The 24,298-nt window shown below is 39.8% G+C and carries 21 protein-coding genes; 16 read left to right on the top strand and 5 right to left on the bottom strand.

The genetic code is table 11. From position 1 onward, the window contains the following. A complete protein-coding gene (locus KFZ56_RS01285; protein ID WP_222639622.1) occupies positions 1 to 1,062 on the top strand; it encodes a PTS fructose transporter subunit IIC in 1,062 nt (353 codons plus the stop codon). A gap of 77 nt (positions 1,063 to 1,139) precedes the next feature. After that, a complete protein-coding gene (locus KFZ56_RS01290; RefSeq protein ID WP_255584757.1) occupies positions 1,140 to 2,573 on the top strand; it encodes a glycoside hydrolase family 1 protein in 1,434 nt (477 codons plus the stop codon). 245 nt (positions 2,574 to 2,818) lie between these two features. Here the strand turns inward: KFZ56_RS01290 and KFZ56_RS01295 are convergent, their stop codons facing one another. The 4 genes from KFZ56_RS01295 to KFZ56_RS01310 all read right to left on the bottom strand — a co-directional run bounded on the left by KFZ56_RS01295 (position 2,819) and on the right by KFZ56_RS01310 (position 7,429). Then, positions 2,819 to 3,571 (bottom strand): hypothetical protein, encoded by a 753-nt coding sequence (locus KFZ56_RS01295; RefSeq protein WP_222639625.1) that lies wholly within the window; start codon positions 3,569 to 3,571, stop codon positions 2,819 to 2,821. A 33-nt stretch (positions 3,572 to 3,604) separates the two neighbouring features. Next, positions 3,605 to 4,192 (bottom strand): TetR/AcrR family transcriptional regulator, encoded by a 588-nt coding sequence (locus KFZ56_RS01300; RefSeq protein ID WP_222639627.1) that lies wholly within the window; start codon positions 4,190 to 4,192, stop codon positions 3,605 to 3,607. 927 nt (positions 4,193 to 5,119) lie between these two features. Next, entirely contained in the window at positions 5,120 to 5,941 is an 822-nt protein-coding gene (locus KFZ56_RS01305) for a methylenetetrahydrofolate reductase (protein ID WP_222639629.1), read from the bottom strand. 186 nt (positions 5,942 to 6,127) lie between these two features. After that, complete coding sequence (locus tag KFZ56_RS01310) at positions 6,128 to 7,429, bottom strand: glycine cleavage T C-terminal barrel domain-containing protein (RefSeq protein WP_222639632.1); 1,302 nt, start codon at positions 7,427 to 7,429, stop codon at positions 6,128 to 6,130. 1,306 nt (positions 7,430 to 8,735) lie between these two features. Here KFZ56_RS01310 and KFZ56_RS01315 point away from each other — a divergent pair. After that, the gene (locus tag KFZ56_RS01315) at positions 8,736 to 11,273 is read left to right on the top strand and encodes a GcvT family protein (protein WP_255584758.1); all 2,538 of its coding nucleotides are present in this window, start codon (positions 8,736 to 8,738) and stop codon (positions 11,271 to 11,273) included. 114 nt (positions 11,274 to 11,387) lie between these two features. Next, positions 11,388 to 12,476 carry a YkvI family membrane protein gene (locus KFZ56_RS01320; RefSeq protein ID WP_222639634.1) on the top strand — a complete coding sequence of 363 codons (1,089 nt, stop codon included), beginning with the start codon at positions 11,388 to 11,390 and terminating at the stop codon, positions 12,474 to 12,476. A 152-nt stretch (positions 12,477 to 12,628) separates the two neighbouring features. On the opposite strand, the gene KFZ56_RS01325 is transcribed toward KFZ56_RS01320, so the two are convergent. Beyond that, positions 12,629 to 13,981 carry an MFS transporter gene (locus tag KFZ56_RS01325; protein WP_222639637.1) on the bottom strand — a complete coding sequence of 451 codons (1,353 nt, stop codon included), beginning with the start codon at positions 13,979 to 13,981 and terminating at the stop codon, positions 12,629 to 12,631. A 535-nt stretch (positions 13,982 to 14,516) separates the two neighbouring features. On the opposite strand from KFZ56_RS01325, the gene KFZ56_RS01330 reads away from it, so the two are divergent. The 12 genes from KFZ56_RS01330 (at position 14,517) to KFZ56_RS01385 (ending at position 24,294) form a co-directional block, all read left to right on the top strand. Next, positions 14,517 to 15,989, top strand: coding sequence for an MDR family MFS transporter (locus KFZ56_RS01330; protein ID WP_222639638.1), 1,473 nt, complete (start codon positions 14,517 to 14,519; stop codon positions 15,987 to 15,989). A 192-nt stretch (positions 15,990 to 16,181) separates the two neighbouring features. After that, positions 16,182 to 16,553 (top strand): GntR family transcriptional regulator, encoded by a 372-nt coding sequence (locus KFZ56_RS01335; protein ID WP_222639641.1) that lies wholly within the window; start codon positions 16,182 to 16,184, stop codon positions 16,551 to 16,553. A gap of 4 nt (positions 16,554 to 16,557) precedes the next feature. Continuing rightward, a complete protein-coding gene (locus KFZ56_RS01340) occupies positions 16,558 to 17,442 on the top strand; it encodes an ABC transporter ATP-binding protein (protein WP_222639643.1) in 885 nt (294 codons plus the stop codon). Then, a complete protein-coding gene (locus tag KFZ56_RS01345; protein ID WP_222639646.1) occupies positions 17,417 to 18,061 on the top strand; it encodes an ABC-2 transporter permease in 645 nt (214 codons plus the stop codon). The genes KFZ56_RS01340 and KFZ56_RS01345 overlap by 26 nt, the downstream gene beginning before the upstream one ends. A gap of 53 nt (positions 18,062 to 18,114) precedes the next feature. Continuing rightward, positions 18,115 to 18,285, top strand: coding sequence for a hypothetical protein (locus KFZ56_RS01350; protein ID WP_222639648.1), 171 nt, complete (start codon positions 18,115 to 18,117; stop codon positions 18,283 to 18,285). Positions 18,286 to 18,305: 20 nt separating this feature from the next. Then, positions 18,306 to 18,467, top strand: a complete 162-nt coding sequence (locus tag KFZ56_RS01355) for an ATP-binding cassette domain-containing protein (RefSeq protein WP_222639651.1) — start codon at positions 18,306 to 18,308, stop codon at positions 18,465 to 18,467. Positions 18,468 to 19,694: 1,227 nt separating this feature from the next. Next, the gene (locus KFZ56_RS01360; RefSeq protein ID WP_222639654.1) at positions 19,695 to 20,360 is read left to right on the top strand and encodes a helix-turn-helix transcriptional regulator; all 666 of its coding nucleotides are present in this window, start codon (positions 19,695 to 19,697) and stop codon (positions 20,358 to 20,360) included. A gap of 17 nt (positions 20,361 to 20,377) precedes the next feature. Next, a complete protein-coding gene (locus KFZ56_RS01365) occupies positions 20,378 to 20,839 on the top strand; it encodes a RidA family protein (RefSeq protein ID WP_222639656.1) in 462 nt (153 codons plus the stop codon). A 39-nt stretch (positions 20,840 to 20,878) separates the two neighbouring features. Continuing rightward, the gene (locus KFZ56_RS01370) at positions 20,879 to 22,369 is read left to right on the top strand and encodes a sodium:solute symporter family protein (RefSeq protein WP_222639659.1); all 1,491 of its coding nucleotides are present in this window, start codon (positions 20,879 to 20,881) and stop codon (positions 22,367 to 22,369) included. 161 nt (positions 22,370 to 22,530) lie between these two features. Further along, entirely contained in the window at positions 22,531 to 23,484 is a 954-nt protein-coding gene (locus KFZ56_RS01375) for a sugar kinase (RefSeq protein ID WP_222639661.1), read from the top strand. Positions 23,485 to 23,494: 10 nt separating this feature from the next. After that, positions 23,495 to 24,121 (top strand): bifunctional 4-hydroxy-2-oxoglutarate aldolase/2-dehydro-3-deoxy-phosphogluconate aldolase, encoded by a 627-nt coding sequence (locus tag KFZ56_RS01380; protein ID WP_222639664.1) that lies wholly within the window; start codon positions 23,495 to 23,497, stop codon positions 24,119 to 24,121. Further along, on the top strand, positions 24,121 to 24,294 hold the full coding sequence (locus tag KFZ56_RS01385) for a hypothetical protein (protein WP_222639666.1): 174 nt from the start codon (positions 24,121 to 24,123) through the stop codon (positions 24,292 to 24,294). The genes KFZ56_RS01380 and KFZ56_RS01385 overlap by 1 nt, the downstream gene beginning before the upstream one ends. Positions 24,295 to 24,298: the final 4 nt, after the last annotated feature.

Raw genomic sequence — 24,298 nt, forward strand, 5'->3', positions numbered from 1 at the left:
ATGGGGACTCTTAAAACCTTTGGTAAAAACCTTGCACAACACTTTATGACAGGCGTCTCTTATATGTTGCCTGTGATTGTTTCTGGTGGGCTGATGCTTTCTGTGGCAGTAATCTTTGGTGGACAAGAGGCCATGGATGAACCAGATACTATTTGGGGTGATTTAGCTTCTTTTGGAAAAATAGCGCTAGACTTAGTGGTGCCAATAATAGCAGCTTATATAAGTTATTCAATTGCTGATAAGCCTGGTCTTGGACCAGCTTTTATTGGAGGAATGGTAGCAAATGAAATTGGCACAGGATTTTTAGGTGGAATGGCCGTTGGGATAATATCAGGATATTTTGTCTTGTTATTAAAACAAATAAAACTACCTCCAAGAATTGCTTCTGTTAACACAATGATTATTACACCACTTATAGGATCCATAATAATCAGCTTTTTAACACTATATGCATTTGGAAAGCCAATTGCAGCGCTGAACACAGGGTTAACAGATTGGCTGTTAACTATGAGCACAGGAAATGCTGTTGTTTTATCAGTAATATTGGGTGCGATGATGGCAATTGACATGGGAGGTCCTATTAATAAAGTCGCCAACACTTTTGGAATAGCAGCTTTTGCTGAAGGGATTTTTACAGTTAGTACACCTATGTGGATAGCAGTTGCTATCCCACCTACAGGGATGTTTTTAGCTACACTAATTGGTAAAAAGTATTATTCTGAGCAAGAAATTGATACGGGTCGTACCGCGATGGTAATGGGGGTTGCTGGTGTCACTGAAGGAACTATTCCTTTCGCTGTTGCTGATCCGCTGAGAGTAATCCCAAGTATTGTAGTTGGAACTTCAGTTACTAGTGGATTAGTTACTGCTCTCGGGGTAACTCACAATGTAAATATAGCAACATATTTGTCTATCCCATTTGCAAGCAATATCTTTTTATATATATTGTGTATTGCTATAGGATCGTTGGTCGTAGCGTTTATGGTAAACTTCTTAAAGTCATTGAAGTATCGTAACAAAGATGTAGCAAGCTCTTCTGAGACTGCAGCTTCTGAAGATTAATTGTAACTTTCTCATTGAAGTGATGAACTACAATGCTGAAAAATATAAACTATTTACTAGAGAAAAGGGGAATCATAATGATTAAACGAAATAGTAAAGAATTTCCAGAGGGTTTTCTATGGGGAGGAGCTGTCACAGCTACTCAAACAGAAGGGAATTGGGATGTTGACGGCAAAGGTGTTTGTCCACCAGACCTTTATGCATATCAGGAAGGGAAAACACAAAATGACTTAATGTCTACAGAGGAAATTAAGGCAGCCATTGAAGATAAAGTCAATTATTATCCTAGACGCCACGCTATTGATTTCTATAATACTTATCCTCAAGATATAGCATTATTAAGGGAACTAGGTATTAAATGTTTTAGAACTTCCATAAATTGGGCTCGTATATTTCCAAATGGTGATGAGGAACTGCCTAATGAAGAGGGGTTAACGTTTTACGACAATTTAATTGATGAACTAATAAAGAACGATATTGAACCACTTATAACTATTTCTCACTTTGAAATGCCTATAAACTTATCCATGAAGTATAAAGGGTGGTATTCAAGGGAAGTCATCGATTTTTATCTCAGATATTGCGAAGTATTATTCAAGCGTTATAAAGGAAAGGTGAAGTACTGGGTTCCTTTTGATGAAATGAATCTTATCCACAGGGAATCATTTAGTCAGTTTGGAATGCCAAGCGATCTTGTTGAAAATAGTTTGGAAAATAAACTTAGGGGATTGCATCATAAAATGATAGCATCTTGTGCAGCTACAAAACTAGCGCACGATATTGATGAAAACAATAAAATCGCAGCCATGATCCTTACACAGTATGCTTATCCAAAAACATCTAGTCCTGATGATGTTTTGGCAGCACTACACAACGATCAATTTGAAAATTACTACCTAGATGTTCTAGTACGGGGAAAATACCCAAAAACCATGTTTAGATTTATGGAAGAACAAGGTTTTGATATTGGTTATCGTCTTGAGGATGAGATTATATTTGAAAATGGGAAAGCTGATTTTATTGGCATATCTTATTATGGAAATAGAACTGTTTCGACAGAAAGCATTCATTTAGAAAATCCCGCAGTTGATAATCCAAATATTGCTAAAAACGATTGGAATTGGTTAACTGACCCTGTGGGGCTCCGATACACGTTAAATAAAATATATGATCAATATCAGATACCAATATTTCTGATGGAATTGGGAACCGGCGTACACGATAAAGTTGAAAATGGAAAAATACATGATCGGGAAAGAATAGAATTCTTTGAGGAGAATCTAAAACAACTAAAATTGGCCATTTCTGATGGTGTTCCAATCATGGGATGTTTAACCTGGGGACCTATTGATATTGTCAGTAACTCTTCAGCTGAGATGAGTAAAAGATATGGATTTATTTATGTCGACATTGACGATTACGGCAAGGGGACCGGTAAGAGATTAAAGAAAGATAGTTTTGATTGGTTCCAAAATATTATCAAAACAAACGGCAAGCGTATAGAGAATTAAAAGGGATATAAAAGCGGGCACCGTGCCCGCTTTTAAGTTGGACAAATAGCGTTAGCGGTAAATTATCTAGGGATAGGTTCGTATGTATCAAGAACTGATATTTTTACAACCAGCTTATCAGGAGCGGATTTAGGAAGGACAGAAACTCTCAACATTATATGGATATGATATACCAAGTAACCATACTAGGGAAGATTTTTTCTGGCATTAATTCCAGATAATAATTTTGTGTGGTTTGAAAATCTTTAATCTAGGGATGCTCTGCCATTATTGTTTTTTTGACCTTTTATCCATTGCAGCCAATAAGAAAATTCACATGCTAAATGCATTTGATGTGATTTAATAAGAATTGTGGGACTCATTGCAGGAAATTCAACGGAAAGCTTAACTTTTATACCTGTTTTTGTGTCTTTCATTTGGTGGCGAACTCCTCCGATAACTGTGCCATCTTTCAGACGAGCAACACCTGCTGATTGATATGCATAAGCGTCATCTCTAGGTGTTTGTAACCCTGTTTCATCATTAAAAACGATAAAAAACTGAACAGGTAATGGAGAGTTTCCGGTCGTCTCAATGACTTCAAGTTCGTTTTCTCCTAAAGGCCTTAATGCATAGTGGTCCGGACAAGCAGATAAATTTACACGATTGTTTTTATCTGATGAATTTAACATAAGAGTATCTATACCTTTTATTGCTTCTTCAGCTGTTATTCCATCTAAATGGATTTCTGTTTGAGAAAATTTTCGTCTACTTCCAGATAGAAAAGCACCCATCCGCATAACCGTTTTACTTAATTTCAATTTAGATTCCAATTTGTTGTACATTTCTTGATAAGAGGACTCCATTTTTAGATTGGTTAGCTTATCAATCATGCTGTCTGGATCATTTATTTCAGCACTTTTATAACCTAATATGTTAAAAACTTTTTTAACACGTTTTCTTTTCCATTGTGTCAATTGGTCATTTGTAATGCTTTTTCCATCAATATAAATGTTCATATGAATTCTCCTTTGCCTTATGTCAGCTATATTTTAGATATCAGCTTTCTGATTGTATTTTAGTATGGTTAATACCAAATGAATCGTTTCTTTCTTCACAGCATCATTCAGATCTAACTTATTTGAGTGAGCAATACTGCTGAGTCCATATAAAATAAATTCAGAGGCTAAAATGGGATTATCCGTGTTGAAAATTCCTGTTTTTATCCCATCCTCAATCACCTTTTGTATTAGCGGCTGTATTTGTAGGAATAGTTTCTGTTCGAGCTGAAAATGCTGTTCTGTTTGAAAAGCATCCGTATTTTTATAGGGTGCTAATTTTTCAACAAATGCCCAAAAGGTCTGTAAGGATTCTGTTATCTTTTGGATAACGGTCAGTTTATCAGAATCAAGTATTTGTTGGATTTTCTCGATATTATTAACAATAAAATCATTTAAAATTTCATCAACGAATGCTTCTTTAGATGTGAAGTAATAATAAAATAATCCTGTTGCTACACCTGCGCGATTAACGACATCTTTTATGCTAAATCCCTTTATTCCACCTTTCATATAAAACTCAAGGCCAATGTCCATTAACTCTTGGCGTCTTACGTCTGGTTCTTTTGATATTCTCTTCATTGTCCATCTCCTACTGTATCCTTTATGACTGAATCTAATTCAATAGTACGTCACTGAATATGGTTCAGTCAAGTGTCGTAAAAACCACTCATTTTAGAAAATAGATGAGTGGAAATAATTAAGAGTATTGATTTTATCACAAAGAGGCTGGGACAAAACAAAAGTGTTTAATTAAAAAACGAACATTGCCAAACTTAGCGTAGGAAATATGCGGAGACTCCAGCGGGAGAAAAGGCATAGGTGAGACACCGAAGTGTGATAGCAATCTTTTTTGCGAGGAGTGCTGCCCCTCGAAGTCACTTGCAACACGACGAGCACAAGGGGGCTCACCAGCCGCCCTAAGGTGCGCGAAGTATATTTCCGAAGCGATGTATATTCGGAATTTATTCGTTAAAAACACTTTTGTCCCAGCCTCCAACATTTTGAAGAAATGATTGATGATTATAAGCTGGCAGTAGCTGCTGTCACATTCAAAAATATAAGTGATGAAGCTTATGCACTTCATCAGATGTATTCTGCAAACTTATCGGCAATAGATGAGGAGGGCGGGGAACTTCTTATAATGCGTTCTTTCCTGAAGCTGATGAAGAGTTAGCTCCAGGAGAAGCAGTTACGGGACCGTTGGTGTACATTGAGAGGATAGATTACACAGAAACATTTCTTTTGAAATTTGAAGTTATGTCTGACGAGGAAACGCATTTGGAATTACCTAACCCTGAACAATAGGATAAAAAATAGTTTTTATTAAATCGTCAAGCGACGGGAACGGGTTTGTCAAGACGCACGTTGCTCTTGAAACATTATCAACATCCAATTTATGAGGCTTCGCATCCATGTGTCTGAACATACCAATAATCCCATACCCTATAAATATCCGGTATGAGTTTATTGGTTTTATAAAAACTGGCTCGTACATAGGCGTGGTGGTTATATGTTCCCTACTTTTTGAAGGGTGTCCAGTTCGTTAAACGTATAAATATGAAATCCCGCAATTCCATAATCAGATTCATTTAAGTACGGGGTGTAGGCATTTACCAAAGCACCAGGATCATAGCCGCGTATCAGCTTCGTCGACAACTTCAAATTTTTTCTGAGGAAGCGAAGTGAATCAGTGACGCCGATACGGGGTGCGATACGAAGTAATTTGTCCAATTTCACGGGCCCCGGGATGCCCAGATAGTACGGCAACTGCAACCCGGATGCACGCTGCTGCTGCAGCCAGGCAAAAACCTGCTCGGTATCAAAGCACATTTGTGTCACGGCATAATGAGCAAGGGAGGCTTTTGCTGCAAAATCCTGATTTAGGGTTTCTGCCCGGATGTGTGGGTGACCTTCCGGATATGCAGGAATACCGATGCGACGTGGCCCGTTTTCGCGGGTAGCTAAGGCCTTCAATAATTCAAGGCCATGATGATACGGACCCAGTGGTTTTTCCTGATCGCCTCCAATGATAAATACTTCGTGTATAGCCTGGTCAGCAAGGCGGTCAAGCACGTTGTTAAGATGTTCTTCACTTCGGACCATCCGTGCTGCAATATGGGGAACAACCTTAGCAAAATGGGCTGCTAATGCAATGGACTTGTCAATTGTAGCGTCGATACCATTTGTTGGTGAGCAGGTGATCGTCAACGTGGCATGGGGAGGAAGTGCCGCAGTGGCCCGTTCAACGATGTGATTAGCGGGTATGAGTTCAAAGCGGGGGCCTCCCACTTGGTTGAACAGAGCCGCCGAAGTTTGCTGATCCATCATGTCATCCCTACTTTCTTGTTAATATGATCATTATAAGGCAAAGCATAAGATACCTGTAATAAGGCGTCATGATTTGGTGAATTCCTCTAACGATTATAGCTTAAAAAGCTTGAAAAGTGATTCTAATTCTCAGGCAGTTTATACAGTGGGTCTATTAGCTAATAGACCCACTGCACCCGCGTATGATCACGTCTCAAGTTTTCGACCGGTTTGGGTAAATCCAGTCCCAGGGTTTTCAGATGCTTTGAACGGCGTCTGTGCAACTTCTGCCGGAACGCGTCCGATGGCATATGGTTCAGGCAGATGCACTTCAAGATTGGTTCCAATCATACTGAATAAGTTGGGCAGCATGGCATAACCAATGTTGCACCCCTGATTTGGCGAATAGAAGGCAGAGGTGACATAGCCGATCGGCTCCGATCCGCCTTCCGCGTAAACCATATAGAAATCGGCCGGGTACCAGTCGATCTTATTGCCGCCAAATTTCAGCCCGACAAGCTTTTTCGTGACCCCTTCGTTCTTGATGCGGGTTAGGGCTTCTTTGCCGATAAAATGGTCCTTGGTCAGGTCCACTTGCCACCCTAAGCCCACTTGATACGGATTAGTTTCCTGATCCATATCCTGTCCATAGGAGAGGATTCCCGCTTCGAGCCGCCGTATATGGCCCGGTGCAATCACTTTTAGATTGTATGGGTGACCTGCCTCGAGGATAGGATACCAGAACTTTTCAGCGTTAACAGTGGCATTATAGAGATAAATCTCAAAGCCCTTCTCACCCGAGAAACCTGTTTGTGAAATGATGACGGGACATCCATTCACTTCTCCCTCCATCAGCCCGTAGTAAGGGATGTCATGAATGCCCTCACCAAACAAATCGACCATAAGTGATGTTGATTTTGGCCCTTGAATTTGTACAGGAGACACATCGATTTCACGTACAGTGCAATCAAAGTTGTTCATGAGCTTAAGTGCCTGAAGCCACAGCGAGACGTCACTGTCGGATAAAGAGAACCAAAACTCATCTTCATGCGGACGAAGGAGGACCGGATCATTGATGATACCGCCTTCCTCATTGCATAAAATAACGTAGCGCGCTTTTCCTGTCTTGTGTTTCTCTACTGACCGCGTGATCACCATGTCCACCAGCTTCGAAGCATCAGGGCCTTTCACCTGGATTTGTCGCTCTACCGCGACATTCCAAAGCGTGACATGTTCGGTGAGATATTCGTATTCTTTGAGGAGACCGCCCTCCTCCATTGGAATATAGGCACGCGGATGATACATGTTGTTATAAACCGTATAGCACCAAGCCCCGGCTTCTTCGGATAGGTGCCAGTATGGAGATTTGCGCACTCTTTGTGATATAAGCATGCGTGAGCCGTTATCTCCGCTTTGACGCAGATTCGTCGGAACGTGTCTTAGCACGCCACCTTCTTCGAGATCATTTGACGTTTTAAATTTTGATACAGGTTTTTCTTCATTAGCCATACCGATTTCCTCCTTATTCGTTATAAAGGAATATCATTCCCAATTTCGTAAACGGTACTTACTGAATGATCGGCATTTGAATTCGGCACTTGCCACCGGAATCCCAAACGTTCAATCTATCAGAAACTTGCTAACACCCCTGACCACCCATAAGCGACTAGCGAAATTTTTAAATCGGCCCCGTATCATTGATTGTTCTTATCAAACCCCCTTTACGTATTGAAAATTGCTGTCTTCCTTCTAAATAAAAAGTCAAGCATTAAATAAAGCGCTTACAATATAGATTATGATCCTACACGTGAGTTGTACCTATTGCATCACACAATACATCGTGAAATATCGTTGCCAAAGAATTAAACTAATTTTGAAAATCCCAACGGCGTTGGCTGAGTAACCTTTATTCATCGATGTTATCTAAGATTAAATTACAAATTATCATAATGTTATTAAAACTAAATATTTTATGTAACGTAACTTTATTAGAAACCCATATTGATGTCAAGATATTATTTAAAATTTTTTTGATAGCCTAGCAAATATAAAATTATTTGCTTGTGGGTAACTTATTATTGATTAATGGCTACGTCCAGCTACAAGCGCCAAAAACGAGGAGATAACACGAGAGCTCCTACGATAAAGAAGACTTGGCGACTGACAAGCCGACAGGCGCAGGCAGAGCCATAGTCGCACTTATGCCTGTAGCGAAAGTCATCATCGGTTCACTTGACAAAGGAAGGCCGACTAAGAACGGCCTTGCCGGCCAACTCACGGCTCCCCTGATGCAGGGGCATGATTCCTTTTCGCTTTCCAAGCATAAGATTCACGTAGACTTTCGCCATTCATTGGCGACAAGTCAAGTTCATCTAATCTCAGTTGCAACGCGGGGGTCTCTACGTTTTTAACCAGGCGCTTTTCGCTTTTGTTCTAGTTGTTTTAAGCATCATCTACATCAATAAACGAGCGATGCGTTCGTTGTCGTAGGGGGTGTAGGCTCCATGGTGATTGACACCGGCTGTTGGTAAGCTTTTCACACGGTCCAAACAGGCAGCTACTGAATGGTAAATTCATCATTAGAAAGTACATTATACTTGGTATCAAATTTAAAGATAACAGTCATCAATATTAATTATTTTACCTGGTTATGGATACCGCCTATGATGTAAGTAACAAGCGTAAGAACGAACCCAACGACTATTTTTAAAGGAGGTACTAAAAAGGCTTGGAGTATTATAAGTTTAAAATTACGAATTTTAATTATTATTTAATTTTTATAAGATGCAGCGCATACGATGAGTAAACCTATAATTTGAAAGCGATTACAGTATATGTGACTGGATATGTAAAGTATAAGAATCATAAACTATTTTGGGTAGCAATCACATTTGTCATTGTTATTCAAAAGAAATGGGGATGGGTGATGATGGAACAAAAAAGAATTGTGATTATTGGTGCTGGTATTGTTGGATGTAGTACTGCTTATTATTTAAACAAAATGGGCCAACAAGATATCACAGTCATCGATCAAGGTCCGCTGTTTGAAACAGGAGGATCGACTTCTCACGCTCCGGGGCTTGTAGCACAGCTTAGTTTTTCGAAATTGCTTACAGCGTTTGCCTCACAAACGGTTGTCGACTTTACAGAATTGAGTGACGGGGAACGGCCCTCCTTTTATCCAGTGGGCAGTTTAGAGTTAGCTAGAACGCCGGAACGCCTCAATGATTTAAAGCGGAAGGCAGGGGCAGGGAAATCTTGGGGGAAAGAGGCTTATATGCTGTCGCCAGAAGCATGTAAGGAAAAAAATCCCTTTATTAATCCAGATACTATTTTAGGAGGGTTGTATGTACCAACAGATGGCATTGCTAAGCCCCTTCGTGCAATAAACAGAATGGCAGAATTCTCTAAGTCTTGTGGTACGAGGTTTTGCGGTAATACAGAAGTAACCGGGATTCATATGACAGATGGTCAAGTTAAAGGGGTAGAAACGAGTATTGGAGATTTTGAAGCAGACCTTGTCATTTCCTGTGCGGGTTTCTGGGGACCACGAATAGGAGAAATGGCCGGAGTCACCATCCCTCTTCAGCCCATTGCACATCAATATATATTTTCAAATGATCTACCTGAATTAGCTGGAGAGTCCGAAGAAGTAACAGCTCCAATTATTAGGGATTTAGACAGTTCCATGTACTATCGCCAAGTGTTTAATGGCATTGGAATTGGTTCTTATCAACATGAAGCGTTGCCCATTGAGGTAAGTGATGTTTGTAAATATGGTGAAAGTGAGAATATACCATCAATCAAGCCGTTTACACCTGAACATTTTCATAAGCCTTGGAAAGATGCGCAAGATCTAATACCTGGACTAAAAGAAGCAGGAATCAAAAGAGGGATAAACGGCATCTTTTCGTTCACACCGGATGGAATGCCATTACTAGGGGAGTCAGAAAAAGTGCGGGGATTTTGGGTTGCGGAAGCGGTTTGGATAACGCACGCAGCAGGTGTTGGTAAACAAATGGCCGAATGGATTATAAACGGTGCTCCAACGCTTGACCTGGAGGTATGTGATATTAATCGTTTTGATGCTTATGCGCAGAATCCGACGTACTATAAACCACGTTCAAAAGAAGACTATGAAAAGGTATATGATATTCATCATCCGTTCGAGACACCGGCCACATCACGCCATATGCGGGTCAGCCCATATTATATACGCCAACAGACATTGGGGGCTTTTTTTAATGAAAGTCTAGGATGGGAACAGCCGCAGTGGTATGAAGCTAATGAATCACTTACAAAAAGGTATGAAAACAGGACGATAAAACGCGAAGGCTGGCAAGCACTCTATTGGTCACCGATTATTGAAGCGGAACATCTGCATGTACAAGAACATGCCGGTCTATATGATGCTACAGCAATGAATAAACGACTGGAACTCCGTGGTGCAGACGTACTTCCATTTCTACAAACACTTACAACAAGCGATATCGATATTGCTATCGGCAGTATGACAAATGCTTTAATGCTGCATGAATTAGGAGGAATAAAAGATAACATCACAATCATTCGCAAAGATAATCATACATTTACTATTCTTTGTACAGGTGCAGTAGAAGCAAACTGGATACAAAAACATGCCTGGAAGTCAGGTGAAATAGTCATCCAAGATAAAACAGCGAGCACGTGCGGTATAGGTATCATGGGGCCAAGGGGCAGAGATATCATGCAGTCCATGGATCCTCATGTATTTGCCAAAGACGCATGGGAAGCGAAACAAGTAAAGGAAATCTCTATCAATAATATACCGGTTTTAGCAATATTCGATGCTAAAGAGACTTCGGCGTATTGGGAGTTTTTTACTACGCATGATCATGGCTTACAACTGTGGGATGTGCTCTATCAAGCAGGGCAGGCTTACGAACTAATTGCGGTTGGAGACCGTGCCCTTGAAGGCTTGCGCATTGAATCACAGACATTAAGATACGGAAAAGACTATTGGAGTGAGCATACCCCATACGAAATCAATCTGCATGCATGGATTGATCTGACGAAAGACTTCATTGGAAAACACGCTTTAATCGAACGTGGTAAAAAAGGACCCAACCGTGTATCGTCAACACTGGTACTCGATCAACCGGATAAGATAGTTATGGGCCATGAACCTGTTATGAACAATGGAAAAACAGTTGGTTTTGTTACAAGTGCAGGTTTTAACTACAGGCTTGGAAGGGGAATTGCCACTGCTTTGTTAGATCCTACGGCTTTGGAAAACGATACGGAATGGAGTATTGAATATTTTGGTCAACATATCAGTGCCACCGTTCTCCAGAAACACAATGCAATCCCATAGTAGTTTGCGATGGGGGGATACTCCGAGGCGCCCGGAGGTTTCTTATCTACAAGAAATAACATTATAAACGAATGATACAACAATCCAGCGGAGGAAAATAAAAGGAGATTATTTATGTTTCGCATACTAAAGATTGCTGGTGCGGTTATAGGGGTTGTTATAGGGGCTGGTTATGCCTCGGGGCAAGAGGTATTACAATATTTTACAAGTTTCGGCCATAGTGGCACTTATGCAGCCATTTTAGCAACCGCTTTATTAGCATATATGGGAATGATTATGGCGAATGTTGGGAGCCGTCTGAGGGCGACATCACATCGTACAGTCATCTATCAAATTAGCGGTCGTTATTTAGGAACAATCATAGATGGTATCATTATCTTTACGTTATTTGGTACTGGCGTGCTTATGATGGCTGGTGCAGGATCCACGCTTCATCAACAATTTGGGTTACCGGTTTTCATTGGTAGTTTAATTGTGGCTGTTATCACAGCTATTTCTATGATGCTACAGGTCGAAAAGGTCATTTCTGTAATTGCAAGCATTACACCATTTCTACTCTTATTTGCTATATTTATTTCTATTTACAGTTTAAGCACAATGGACATGTCTTTTACAACGTTAACGCCAATAGCAGAAAGTCAGGACAAACCATTTTCGAATTGGATCGTTGCCGCAGTAAATTATGCTTCTTTATGCGTCGCTTTAGGCGTTTCCATGACATTCGTTATAGGCGGAGCAGAAAAAGACGCACGTATTGCAGGAGTTAGTGGGTTACTTGGCGGACTTGGTATAGGTATAATGGTTACCCTAGCTCACTTAGCTATTTTCTCCCAAGTTAATGTCGTTGCATCATTCGACTTGCCATTATTAAAAATTGTTGCAGACATTTCACCCGCACTTGCATTTTTGTATTCTATTGTTTTGTTTGGCATGATCTTTAATTCCGTTCTTGGTATGTTCTATAGCTTTATCGCCAGGTTTTTCAAAATGGGTACAAAGAGGGCAAATATTGCAACAGTCATTGCGCTAGCGATTGGATTTGTTTTAAGTTTTGTTGGATTTACTACTTTGGTATCGAGGTTCTATACGCTTGTAGGTTATCTGGGTTTATTGCTAATGGTCATTCTTATCTATGCGCCTTTCAAACTAAAACGTTCTGAGCAACAAGATGAATTCAAGGAAGAGGAATTAAAGTCTGTATGAAACGGCTTTTCTTGTAAAATTACAAAATGGAAGGTTTTTTACAAAAAGAGAAGCTGGGGGCACCCAACTTCTCTTTATATCTTTTTTTAATCCACAGTTCATTATTTGTCTACAGCGTGATGCCTTTATTGGTTGAATTAAATAAAGGACCTTCAATGTGTCTTCTCCCTCATTCTCCCCGGAAGCTTAAGCGCGAGAACAACAACAAATATACAGAAGACAAAACAGATCAGCGCAACAAGATGCAAATGTTCGGTATCTAAATGACGATTAAATGTTAAACCAAGCAAACTGGAAGATAAAATAGAACCCAGATACCGGCTTGTTTGAAATAACCCAGATGCGGAACCAGTGTCCTCCGGCTTCACGTGTTCATAAAGGGCTGTTTGCGTGGAAATATTATTAAATCCATTACTCATGCCGAGAATAGCCATGATGACAATCAACCAGATTAAAGGAGATCCATCATGATACGTCAACAGCAATCCGGTACCGGCTAACAGCAAGCATGCACCGATGACCATGGGGAGCTTCGAACCGTATTTATCAATCAAACGTCCGGCAAGTGGCGCAACAATCACACCGAAGCCTGCCAATGCCAGCATAATAACGCCGGTATGCTGTTCGCTGTAACCACGAACCTGCTGCAAATAGGTCGGGAATCCAAAAAAGAAGCAATAATGGATCAAATTAATACTCATGAATTGTAAATAGATAAACGAAACGTATCGGTTTTTCGTTAGTCCCTTTACATCGATGAAAGGTTCCTCCATTTTGCGCTCGAGAAAGTAAAAACCGATAGCAGTTGCTAAAAAGAGCAGTAACGCCCACCACCGAATGTCCTGATCAAGCGAGAGCAGGAACAGTATTAAACCTACAATGGCAATAATAAAAAGGGCTATCCCGCTGAAATCAATCCGCTTCGCCTCAAATTTTCCTTGTCCCGTATTTGGTAAAATGAAAATAGCCAGCAAAAAGGATACAATAATAAATGGAAAATTAACAAGAAATATCGACTGCCAATCCCAGGACGCAACCAAAAAACCTCCAATAGAAGGACCAAATGCAGCTGAGGTGGAAGCAAAGATAGATAAAACAGCTAACGCTTTCCCCTGTCCCTCTGTAATATGTGTCCGAACCATACTCATACCGCTGGGAAATAAAGTCGAGCTTCCAATCGCCTGTAATGCTCGACAACCTAGCAGAAATGGGTAGTTTGGTGAAAAGGGAGCCAATATCGATGCACCTGCAACGATGGTAAGCCCTGCTATAAACAATTTTTTCGGACCAAACATATCACTTAATTTCCCCATGACAGGCTGCCCTGCAGCGCTTGCAAGATAAAATATTGAAATCAGCCAAGAGGCATCCGCGAAGGTTAATGCAAATTCATTTTGCAGCCTTGTTAATGCCACAGAAATCATGGATGAGTTTAATGGGTTGAGCAATGTCCCAAGCCCTATAGTTAAAACGAGTAGCCATGGCTTGCGAATGTTTACTTTCATTGTGTACAACACCTTGTATATGTAAATGAAAACATATTTTTTATCACCGAGGACAGCTAATATAAAATGCTGGGGCAATTTATATCATATTTCACTGCTCCCGTGTTTATCTATTTATTTTATTCCTTTTGTTCATTCACTGTAAACTGAAATGCAATAGCTATATACATAGAAAGTAGTTTTAAAGAAAACATATACAGGGAAAATGGTTTCCGGTTTAGGAAGAGGACTTGTTTTTGTTTTTTCATTTTTGATGATCGCCCGTCCTCTTTGATTACCTTTTTTAATCATTTTCAATCAGTTGTTTCTCCAAATTTCATATGGTATTATGTTCTGGTGACTATAAATTCATGAATAGGAATCACGTAGTCAGAGGAGCGCCTTGGTGAGACAGCAAAAATAGGAGTTATACGGCTGTTTCACAAAACGGATCCCTCTAGACTGCTATGAGATATAGCAACGCAGATGCGTTTTTTCAGGGCAGCATGTATAAGTAGTTATTTTAACAATGGGAAATATGGAAGGATGATGGAATATGAACGATGCAGCAAATTCCTGGGATTTGCCCACAAAGCAAAAAGCATTGATGATAGCTGCCCTGCTAACAGGGGCTTTTATGGGAATTATCAACGAAACATTACTCGCAACCGCCCTCCCGTCCATTCAAGAGGCCTTTTCCATTTCGCAAGGGCAAGTGCAGTGGATGACGACGGCTTTCTTGATGACGAACGGGGTGATGATCCCGATATCTGCATTTTTGATCGATCGATTTACCACAAGAGGGTTGTTTTTAACAGCAATTGGATTATTCGGCGCAGGTACGCTCATCGCAGCTATAGCGAATGTCTATCCGGTACTCCTGTTGGGACGGGTTGTCCAAGCTGCGGGGTCCGGTATTATGCTACCACTCCTGATGACAGTGCTCTTGGCAGTTATCCCGGTTGAGCGCCGTGGTACCGCAATGGGTATGATCGGAATTGTTATTGCGTTTGGCCCGGCAATCGGTCCGACGCTATCCGGTGTACTTTTGGAGCATTTCTCTTGGCGCTCCCTATTTCTTGTCGTACTACCGATTGTTGCTATTGCCATGACGATAGCGGCCCTATTTTTAAAGAATGTGACAGAGCTCAAGAAGCCAAAAATAGATATCTTATCGATTATTCTTTCCTCCGTTGGTTTTGGTTCATTTTTATACGGATTTAGTATTGCTTCTGAAAGCGGATGGAGTAGTGCAGAAGTGATCATCATGATCGCAGTTGGTGTTGTCGTGATTGGATTATTTATTTGGCGACAGCTCGTTTTGGAAACCCCAATGCTGGAATTCCGCATTTTTCAATACCGGACGTTCACCTTGGCCATTATCATTACGATGACGGTGATGGTATCGTTGATAGGCGCTGAAACCCTCCTGCCGCTATTCATGCAAAATGTATTGCAGTTTTCACCGCTAGAGTCCGGCTTGATGTTGCTCCCCGGGGCCGTTGTCATTGGGATTATGTCCCCGCTTACTGGACGCCTGTTTGATCGGTTTGGAGCGAAGTGGTTGGCATTGATAGGACTGAGCATTGTGACCATTACAACGTTTATGTTTACGAGACTATCGCTGGACACATCATTTGCGTACTTGACAACGATTTATGCGATCCGTATGTTTGGTCTGTCGTTTGCGTTGATGCCGGTTATGACATCCGCATTAAACCAACTTCCGCCTAAGGAGTATTCCCATGGATCGGCGATGGCCAATACACTACAGCAAATTTCAGCTTCCCTTGGTACGGCGATTCTTGTGACGCTTGTTGCGATGGGGGCAAGTAGCTTTACACCGGATGCCAATACATCTTCTGAAATGGCTGGACAACTTTCGCAACTTATTGGATTTGAGTGGGCGTTTATGGGTAGTACAGTGCTCGCGTTATTTGCATTTATTCTAGCCCTGTTTTTGCACCCTCCGAAGAAAGAAAAAGAAATCGTTCGGCGTATTCATGGTCAGGATGCAGGTTTGAGGTGAGGTAATAGTATTGCGCGCGCGGAAGTCTGTGAGTAAGTGAATACAAAAAAAGAATAAAAAGCGTATAAACTGTCTTTTTCCAAGGTGATATAGGGAAAAGGCAGTTTATTTTTTTATGAAACATATTGACATTACCGTTCATACTGTATATACTACACATATACGATATAAACAGAATAAGCAGGTGATGCATTGAATATCATTATTTCCAATGCCGTGGATCAGCCGATCTACGTGCAAATAAAAAATCAGATGAAGGAGCAGATTCTTCATGGCCAGTTGCAAGAAAAGGAAAGTCTGCCATCGATACGCAAGTTGGCGAAAGATCTGCAGGTCAGTGTGATTACCACCAAGAAGGCGTATGAGGAACTGGAGAAAGAAGGATTTATTGAAACATTTCCGGGCAAGGGGTCGTTTGTCACCTCGCAAAATCCGGAGTTGATGCGGGAAAAACAGCTCAAGCTGATTGAGGATCAAATGGCAAAAATGCTGGAAGACAGCAAAGCATTCAACATCCCGCTCGATGAACTGATTGAGATGATGACATTGCTATATGAGGAGTGAGTAGATGGAAAATGTGGTGGAAGTAAAAGATCTAGAGAAACGCTTTAACCATTTTGCCTTGGAAGGGATTAACTTAACGGTGAAAAAAGGATTTATTACCGGATTCATCGGCCCCAATGGAGCTGGCAAGAGTACGGCTATCCGTTGCATGATGAACCTGAGCCGTCCTGATCAGGGGGAGGTGAAGCTTTTCGGAAAGACACATGATGCTGACACAGAGAATATCAAGCAGCGTATCGGATTTGTCCAGGATGAAAGCTTTTTTTACGGTCATTTGTCCCTGGAGCGGAACAAGAAGCTGATAGCCCCCTTTTATGAAACGTGGAATGAAAAGCTATTCGCCCGGTATATCGAACAGTTTGAGCTGCCCCTTGGGAAAAAGGTAGCCCATCTTTCCAAGGGAATGAAGATGAAGTTTTCCCTGGCAATGGCACTCGCCCGCGATCCGGAGTTGATTATCATGGATGAACCTACCTCCGGGTTGGATCCCGTGTTTCGCAGAGAATTGTTGGAGCTCTTGCAAGACATTATACAGGACGAAGAAAAGGCGGTATTTTTCTCAACGCATATCACACAAGATTTGGAGAAGGTAGCCGATTATATCACCTTTATCGATAACGGCAAAATGGTGGTGAGCGGGGAAAAGGATGCAGTGCTGGATCAGTATGCCGTCGTTAAAGGTCCGAATGAGTGGCTGACAGCACAGCGGCGCCGTAGTCTACTTGGTATCAGGGAAACAGATATGGGTTTTGACGGATTGCTTGCGGATAAACAACAGCTCGCCGGAGAAGCAGCCGGGCGAGTGCTGCTGGAGCGTCCGTCGCTTGAAGACATTATGTTTTATACAGTAAAGGAGCGTCAACATGGTCATTCAACTAGTGCGTCATGAAATGTTTAGTCAACAAAGACATATTTATCTTTTAGCCTTTTTCTGGTTCATCCCCATGACAGGCTTTTTTACAAATGGTGCGCCAATCCAGCATATTTCACTACTGATCCTTCTTGCTGGCTGGCTTGCAAGTTCTGCCGTGTATTATGAGCAACCGGCGCTGATCAACACCTTGCCTGTTACCCGGAAGAAAATCATTGTAGCCAAATATCTAACGCCGCTGGCATGGTTCATCCCGGCTGCGGTACTGGTGTCTTTTTATGTTTTTCTGTTTGTCACCTTTGCGCCATTTACGTCCCGGCTGATGACTGGATGGGATATACTGCTGGCACTTGCCGGACTTTATTTGCTGATGTCGTTGTTCTATCCGCTTCATATTGCGTTCGGTTATATTCCGGCAATACTCATAACGACTGTGACAGTATTGGCGTTATCGATAGGGGTACAGATGGTTATGAATATTTATCATAATCCGAGGATAGACTCGGTTGACGGTTTGGTGGAGACAATTATGGCAAATCCGAATGCCTTCATCCTGCTGTTTGCCGGTATTAGTTTGCTGGTGGCATTTTTATCTTTCGCTTTAGCTATCAAGCTTTATGAACGAAAGGATCTTTGAGGAGAATCGCGTACTGATTATTTAAAACGAGTTGTTAAAGGGGGCGATTGGTCATGTCAACAACAAGATGGCTTCTATTACTTTTGGTCGCTGTAGGGATTGGTTCATTTGTAAACATGATCATGGAGAATATAGATATTAACATTTGGATAGCAAGAGCCGCTGGTTGTCTTGTTTCAGCAGTTGTTGGACTTATTTTCTATAAGTATTTCAATAGACATTAAGCAACAGGGGGGATGGGAGAATGGTTATCGATTCCGTTACGAAGAAATATAAAGGAGCTGCAGTCTTACAAGATCTATCTTTTGATTTTAATCGAGGAGAAATTATCGGTTTAATAGGAAATAATGGGGCTGGAAAAAGTACCCTGATGAAGATCATTGCTAACGAATATATTAGTGTCTAGAATTAATATGCAGCAACGCCTTTTCGCAACTTTATAAAGGAAGATAAATCGGTTATGCGGTCTTAAAAATCGGGTTATTACAATTTGAACGATTTATTGTGACTGTTATGGCAAGTATAACTTTTAATGATTCTGGTATTAGACAGCTGATATCTAATAAGCTGGATAAAATGAGGGAATGTTAAGCAAGTAATTCACGCATACGAAAGCTGTGCTTCATCGTTCATTGACAGATAAAGAACTGGTATCGAGAGGATATAAGGATATCGCTCTTCAATACCAGTTTGTACACACTATTGAACCGCTGTATACGGAACCGTATGTCAGACTGTCAACAATTGATTGGTGATACCATAAAAAGAGCAGATTATGTAATTTTGCCCGCTGTCTTAATTTAAAAACAAGACAAATAAGATTACTCTCAGTGCCTACTGATGTCTTCCCTCGTGCTAAAAGGCATGTATATCATATATCTTAAGTGGCATCTCATTGTCCAAAAGGGTAGCTCAACGATTGTTGCTCTCAGCTTATAAATATTACCTTGACTATGCGTATTTTCGACAATCCTCCATTCGATTACTTCTTCGTCTCTAAGTCTGTTTATCGCTTTTTTCCGTTGGCAGTTGAGCATTAATCTTTTTCCGCAAATATCGAGTACCTCGCAAATGTACGTCTATACTCCATTCTATTTAAAAGGCAAATCAATAACCCAATGGTCAAATATATCTATCGTTTATGTCATTATATTTGAAGTTTTCTTTACCAACTCCGTTTGCCATTTTGCTTTCTTCTGCGCCATATTAGACAATTGTCCTTGATGGGTTCCTCTTTTACGGTCAGTAAAATATTACTTTGGTATTTATCAATGTTATTAAAATCTAATTTTGATTTTCACTCATCTTGAAACCTACCTTTCCTATATGTGAGGCCTGGTGATTTGGAGTAGTGTCTGTTTTGGTTATGTGATTGATTTTGTGAGCTTACATGTTATATAGAACAATAGCATTTTTATATACACGAAAGTGAAGTTGCCATGAAAACATATTTTACTGGCTTTGTGGTCGTTTTGTGATTATCTGGGTGTCAAACTTCCGAGTAATGCAACATAAAAATTAAAATGATACAATATCAAACAAAAAGTTTTTTAGGATAACAAAAAGTTTGACAACAAAATGATTTATCTCTATAATTTAAATTAAATATAAAAAAGGTAAGGTGTTGTAGTAATTGGAACATATTGATGAGGAATGGGAATTTCTTACTTCTTTTATTAAAGGTCTAGCCCTTCATTTTGGGAATAATTGCGAATGCGTTCTTTTAGATGTATCTAATTATGAAGAATATGGAAGCGGTTTAATTGTTGCGATTGAAAATGGACATGTTACAGGAAGAAAAGTAGGAGACACAGGTACGAATTTGGGTTTAGAGATTTTAAAGGGAAAAATAAACGAGGGTGATAAATATAACTATATGACGCAAACAGCGGATGGTAAAATGCTACGGTCGACAACTATGTACATACGTAATTCAAAGGGCATCCCAATAGGATGTATATGTATTAATTTAGATATTACAGATTTGATTATGGCAGATAAAACCATCCAAGATATGCTTCTGCTGGAAGAGTCCAGTAAAGACGTAAATGAGGTATTCGCGAATAATATTAACGATTTATTGAATATGCTTATTCAACAAGCACAAGATTATGTCCAAAAGCCTGTCGCTAAGATGACAAGGGAAGATAAGAAGAAAGGCATTGAATATTTGGATGAAAAAGGAGCTTTTCTCGTCAAAAAATCTGGCGAACGTATTTGCAACTATTTCAATATATCGAAATACACACTTTATAAATATTTAGATGAACTTAAACAGGAGTCAAATAATAAAAAGTAGCAAAAAGGAGAGGTAATATGGGACAAATAGAAAGCAAAATGAAAGAACTAGGTATTGATTTATCGGAGGTTCCTAAACCGGCAGCAAATTATATACCTGCTCAGCAAACGGGTAATTTAGTTTATACTTCTGGACAAGACTGTAGACGAGAAGGGACTTTAATGCACGAAGGGAAACTTGGTCAAGACTTAACGATTGAGCAGGGACAGGAAGCAGCTCGCCAATCAGCTATTAATTGTCTGGCTGTTCTTAAGTTCCATCTCGGGGATTTGGATAGAGTAACTAAAATAGTTAAAGTATTATCTTTTGTGAACAGCAGTGATGGATTTGTAGAGCAACCTTACGTGGTTAACGGAGCATCAGATTTACTTGAGGAGGTTTTTGGGGAAAAAGGGGAACATGCACGTTCAGCTATATCTGCTAATGAATTGCCATTTAATACACCCGTAGAAACTGAATTGATTGTAGAAGTCGATTAATTCGAACTTAAAATTAATTTTTGGTAGGAGGAATCATAAATGACCAGTGAACAAATTGTTTATTTAATAGTGTTTTTGGTTTTTATCGCTTTGTTATTAACTACCAGTATAATTATTTCAAAAAAGAATAAAAGCGGTGAGGATTTTCTGATGGGAGGACGAGGTATTTCGTCTTTCCTTATCATCGGTACAACTCTTGCGACTTTAGTGGGAACTGGTTCGAGTATGGGAGCAGTACAATACGCCTATGAAAATGGTTGGGCTGGTGCTTTATATGGCATTGGTGGAGCTGTGGGTATATTTGCATTAGCGTTTTTGTTTACCGATGTAAGAAAGCTAAGGTTTATGACATTTTCGGAAGAGCTTAGTTACTATTTTGGGGCCAGTAAAATTATTAAAGGAGCAACTTCTGTACTACTGTATTTTGCATCTATTGGGTGGCTGGGTGCGCATATATTAGGTGGTAGTCTTTATTTGTCTTATATAACAGGGTTAAACCCAACTACATCAAAGTTATTGGTAGCTTTAGGTTTTGCCTTGCTCACTATTATTGGAGGATACTTATCTGTTGTTGTTACTGATACTATTCAAGCCTTTATTTTGTTTTTTGGCTTTATCATCCTAACTATCCTCTCAATTGTGAAAATTGGTGGTTTATCAGAAATTCATGCCAGTATGCCAACTGATACAACTTCTTTTTTAGGCATTGATCACGTTGGAGTGTTTCCTGCTGTGTCTTTAGCAGTTTCCATCGCCATTGGTGTTTTAGCTACCCCCTCTTACAGACAGCGTATATATTCTGCAAAAAGTGCATCTTCAGTCAAAAAAAGCTTTTTAATTACAGGCGTTTTGTTTGCAATATTTTCTTTTTTTCCAGCTATTGCGGGAATGTCTGCTCATGTGCTGAATGCAGATATTGAAGCAGGATTTTCCTTTCCTTACCTGGCTACAGAGGTCTTCCCGCTATGGATTGGAGCAATTATTTTAATATCTGGTTTAAGCGCTACCATTTCTTCTGGGAGTTCCGACTATATTGTTGCTATAACAATCTTATTAAGAGATGTCTATCAACTTGTCACTGGGAAAACTCCTAGTAAAGAAAATGTGATTCGTTATTCGAGAATTTCGTTGGTAGTAACAATAGTGATTGCGTTCGGATTAGTATTACTTACCAGTAATATAATCGAATTTATAGAAAGCTTTATTTCTACAGTGCTTGCTGGTTTATTTGTTGCTTCACTTCTTGGGAAATATTGGCCGCGGGCTAATTGGCAAGGTGGTTTGGCAAGTATGATAAGCGGATCCATTATTTCTATTATTATATTGAGCATTGAACCTTTAATAGATTACTTTGGCAATCCAGTTATTCCCTCCATGATTGGAGCATTAGTTTTTGGAGTGATTGTTACCTTAATTACACCAGAAAAAGTTCGTTCAAAAGAAGAATCTTTAAGAATATTAGATGAAGAAAGAGCGATGATGGATGTGGGTACAGAAGCGCAATTTACAAAAAAGGAGAATATTAGATGAAGAAAGAACGATGATGGATGTGGGTATAGAAGTGCAAATTACAAAAAAGGAGCTTTAACATGGTATAAAAGCTTTTTGTTAATATAGAGGTAACGACTTCAACTAACTGAGGATAATGAGTTATTTTTTCAACAATAAAATAATGTTTAGGAGAATATAAAATGGATGTAGTAACATTGGGAGAATCAATGGTCTTGTTCACTCCCGAAACGACCGGTTATATGAGGCATGCTGATAAATATTCATCTTCTATCGCAGGAGCTGAGTCCAATTTAGCTATTGGTTTATCGAGGTTGGGTTACAATGTGTCTTGGATAAGTCGACTGGGAGATGATGAATTTGGAAGGAAAGTAATATCACTCATTCGAGGAGAAGGTGTAGAAACTAGTCAAGTTCAATACGATTCTACCTCACCTACCGGTCTCTATTTTAAAGAAATATTAACAGATGAAGAAACACAAGTATATTATTATAGACAAAATTCAGCGGCAAGCAATATGATACCTGCAGATTTGAACGAAGAACATATTTCTAAAGCAAAATTTTTATATTTGACTGGTATTACACCGGCGCTTAGTGAAACTTGCTATCAAACTGTGAAACAGGCAATTAAAATTGCAAGAAAGCATAGTTTGACAATCATTTTTGATCCTAATCTCAGGCGCAAGCTATGGACAGAAGAGAGAGCCCGAAAAGTATTGTTGGAGTTGATTTCCATGGTAGATATTGTTTTACCGGGAATTGAAGAAGGAAAATTTCTTTTTGGTGAGGAAGTACCGGAAAAGATAGCAAAATGTTTTTATGAACAAGGAGCTAAATTGTCTGTTTTAAAATTAGGTCCTGAAGGGGCTTATTATTATTCAAAAAAAGAGGACGGATATGTTTTAGGACCTAAAGTAGATAATGTTGTAGACCCAGTGGGGGCTGGAGATGGATTCGCAGCAGGTTTGGTATCAGGATTGCTAGAGAACTTACCTATTAAAGAGGCGGTTAAAAAAGGAACGTTCACTGGAGCGTTAGTTATAAAAGTAAAAGGTGATATTGAAGGTTTACCAGAAAAAAAACGTCTAGAAAGCTTCATGAATGAAGCAAACAAAGATGACGTGTATCGATAGGAGATATTTTATGAATACATTACAATCTATTTATGACAACAAAATAATAGCTGTGATCCGAAATGCTAAAGAAGATGATATTTTAAATATTGCAGAAGCTCTTTTTGATGGAGGAGTAAATATTTTAGAAATTACTGCGGAAACACCCAACTTTTTGGATCTGATTTCGCAGGTTTCTAACACATTTGGTGAAAAAGTAATTGTAGGTGGAGGAACTATACTTGATCCTGAGACCGCACGCGTAGCAATTTTACATGGAGCGAAGTTTGTTTTTTCTCCAACTGTTAATACTGAGACGATTCAAATGGCTAATCGCTATGGGGCGATCAGTATTCCTGGAGCCATGACCCCCACAGAAATTTTAACGGCTTATGAAAATGGAGCAGATATTATCAAAGTTTTCCCAGCAAGTATTTTGGGGCCAAAATATCTAAAAGATGTGCATGCCCCCTTACCACATATTCCACTAATGCCAACAGGAGGAATAAGTATTGAAAATGTCAAAGATTATTTCAAATATGGGGCGTCAGCCGTAGGTATTGGCTCCGCACTAGTAGACACAAACAAGCCAATGAATAAAGAAGAGCTGGGAAATATTAAAGAAAGAGCTTCACTTTTTAAAGAAGCTATCACTTAATGAAGTGTCCTTTTTATTCCGGCTTTGATTCTTATTTCAATGGTTATTACTTTCGACGGTATTTATTTACCACAAATCGTGAACCAAATCAATTTTGTGATACATTGTCGATTGATACAAACCTCTTTATTTCAAATACAGAAACAGAAGAACGTACCGATTTCGTTATTTAACTAG

The sequence above is a fragment of the Virgibacillus sp. NKC19-3 genome (genome assembly GCF_019837165.1).
In the GTDB taxonomy this organism is placed as follows: domain Bacteria; phylum Bacillota; class Bacilli; order Bacillales; family Amphibacillaceae; genus Virgibacillus_L; species Virgibacillus_L saliphilus.

Excerpts from the sequence above, each read along its gene's own strand:
- KFZ56_RS01285 (WP_222639622.1), top strand. The coding sequence starts at position 1 with ATGGGGACTCTTAAAACCTTTGGTAAAAACCTTGCACAACACTTTATG.
- KFZ56_RS01290 (WP_255584757.1), top strand. The coding sequence starts at position 1,140 with ATGATTAAACGAAATAGTAAAGAATTTCCAGAGGGTTTTCTATGGGGA.
- KFZ56_RS01295 (WP_222639625.1), bottom strand. The coding sequence starts at position 3,571 with ATGAACATTTATATTGATGGAAAAAGCATTACAAATGACCAATTGACA.
- KFZ56_RS01300 (WP_222639627.1), bottom strand. The coding sequence starts at position 4,192 with ATGAAGAGAATATCAAAAGAACCAGACGTAAGACGCCAAGAGTTAATG.
- KFZ56_RS01305 (WP_222639629.1), bottom strand. The coding sequence starts at position 5,941 with ATGATGGATCAGCAAACTTCGGCGGCTCTGTTCAACCAAGTGGGAGGC.
- KFZ56_RS01310 (WP_222639632.1), bottom strand. The coding sequence starts at position 7,429 with ATGGCTAATGAAGAAAAACCTGTATCAAAATTTAAAACGTCAAATGAT.
- KFZ56_RS01320 (WP_222639634.1), top strand. The coding sequence starts at position 11,388 with ATGTTTCGCATACTAAAGATTGCTGGTGCGGTTATAGGGGTTGTTATA.
- KFZ56_RS01325 (WP_222639637.1), bottom strand. The coding sequence starts at position 13,981 with ATGAAAGTAAACATTCGCAAGCCATGGCTACTCGTTTTAACTATAGGG.
- KFZ56_RS01330 (WP_222639638.1), top strand. The coding sequence starts at position 14,517 with ATGAACGATGCAGCAAATTCCTGGGATTTGCCCACAAAGCAAAAAGCA.
- KFZ56_RS01340 (WP_222639643.1), top strand. The coding sequence starts at position 16,558 with ATGGAAAATGTGGTGGAAGTAAAAGATCTAGAGAAACGCTTTAACCAT.
- KFZ56_RS01345 (WP_222639646.1), top strand. The coding sequence starts at position 17,417 with ATGGTCATTCAACTAGTGCGTCATGAAATGTTTAGTCAACAAAGACAT.
- KFZ56_RS01350 (WP_222639648.1), top strand. The coding sequence starts at position 18,115 with ATGTCAACAACAAGATGGCTTCTATTACTTTTGGTCGCTGTAGGGATT.
- KFZ56_RS01355 (WP_222639651.1), top strand. The coding sequence starts at position 18,306 with ATGGTTATCGATTCCGTTACGAAGAAATATAAAGGAGCTGCAGTCTTA.
- KFZ56_RS01365 (WP_222639656.1), top strand. The coding sequence starts at position 20,378 with ATGGGACAAATAGAAAGCAAAATGAAAGAACTAGGTATTGATTTATCG.
- KFZ56_RS01370 (WP_222639659.1), top strand. The coding sequence starts at position 20,879 with ATGACCAGTGAACAAATTGTTTATTTAATAGTGTTTTTGGTTTTTATC.
- KFZ56_RS01375 (WP_222639661.1), top strand. The coding sequence starts at position 22,531 with ATGGATGTAGTAACATTGGGAGAATCAATGGTCTTGTTCACTCCCGAA.
- KFZ56_RS01380 (WP_222639664.1), top strand. The coding sequence starts at position 23,495 with ATGAATACATTACAATCTATTTATGACAACAAAATAATAGCTGTGATC.
- KFZ56_RS01385 (WP_222639666.1), top strand. The coding sequence starts at position 24,121 with ATGAAGTGTCCTTTTTATTCCGGCTTTGATTCTTATTTCAATGGTTAT.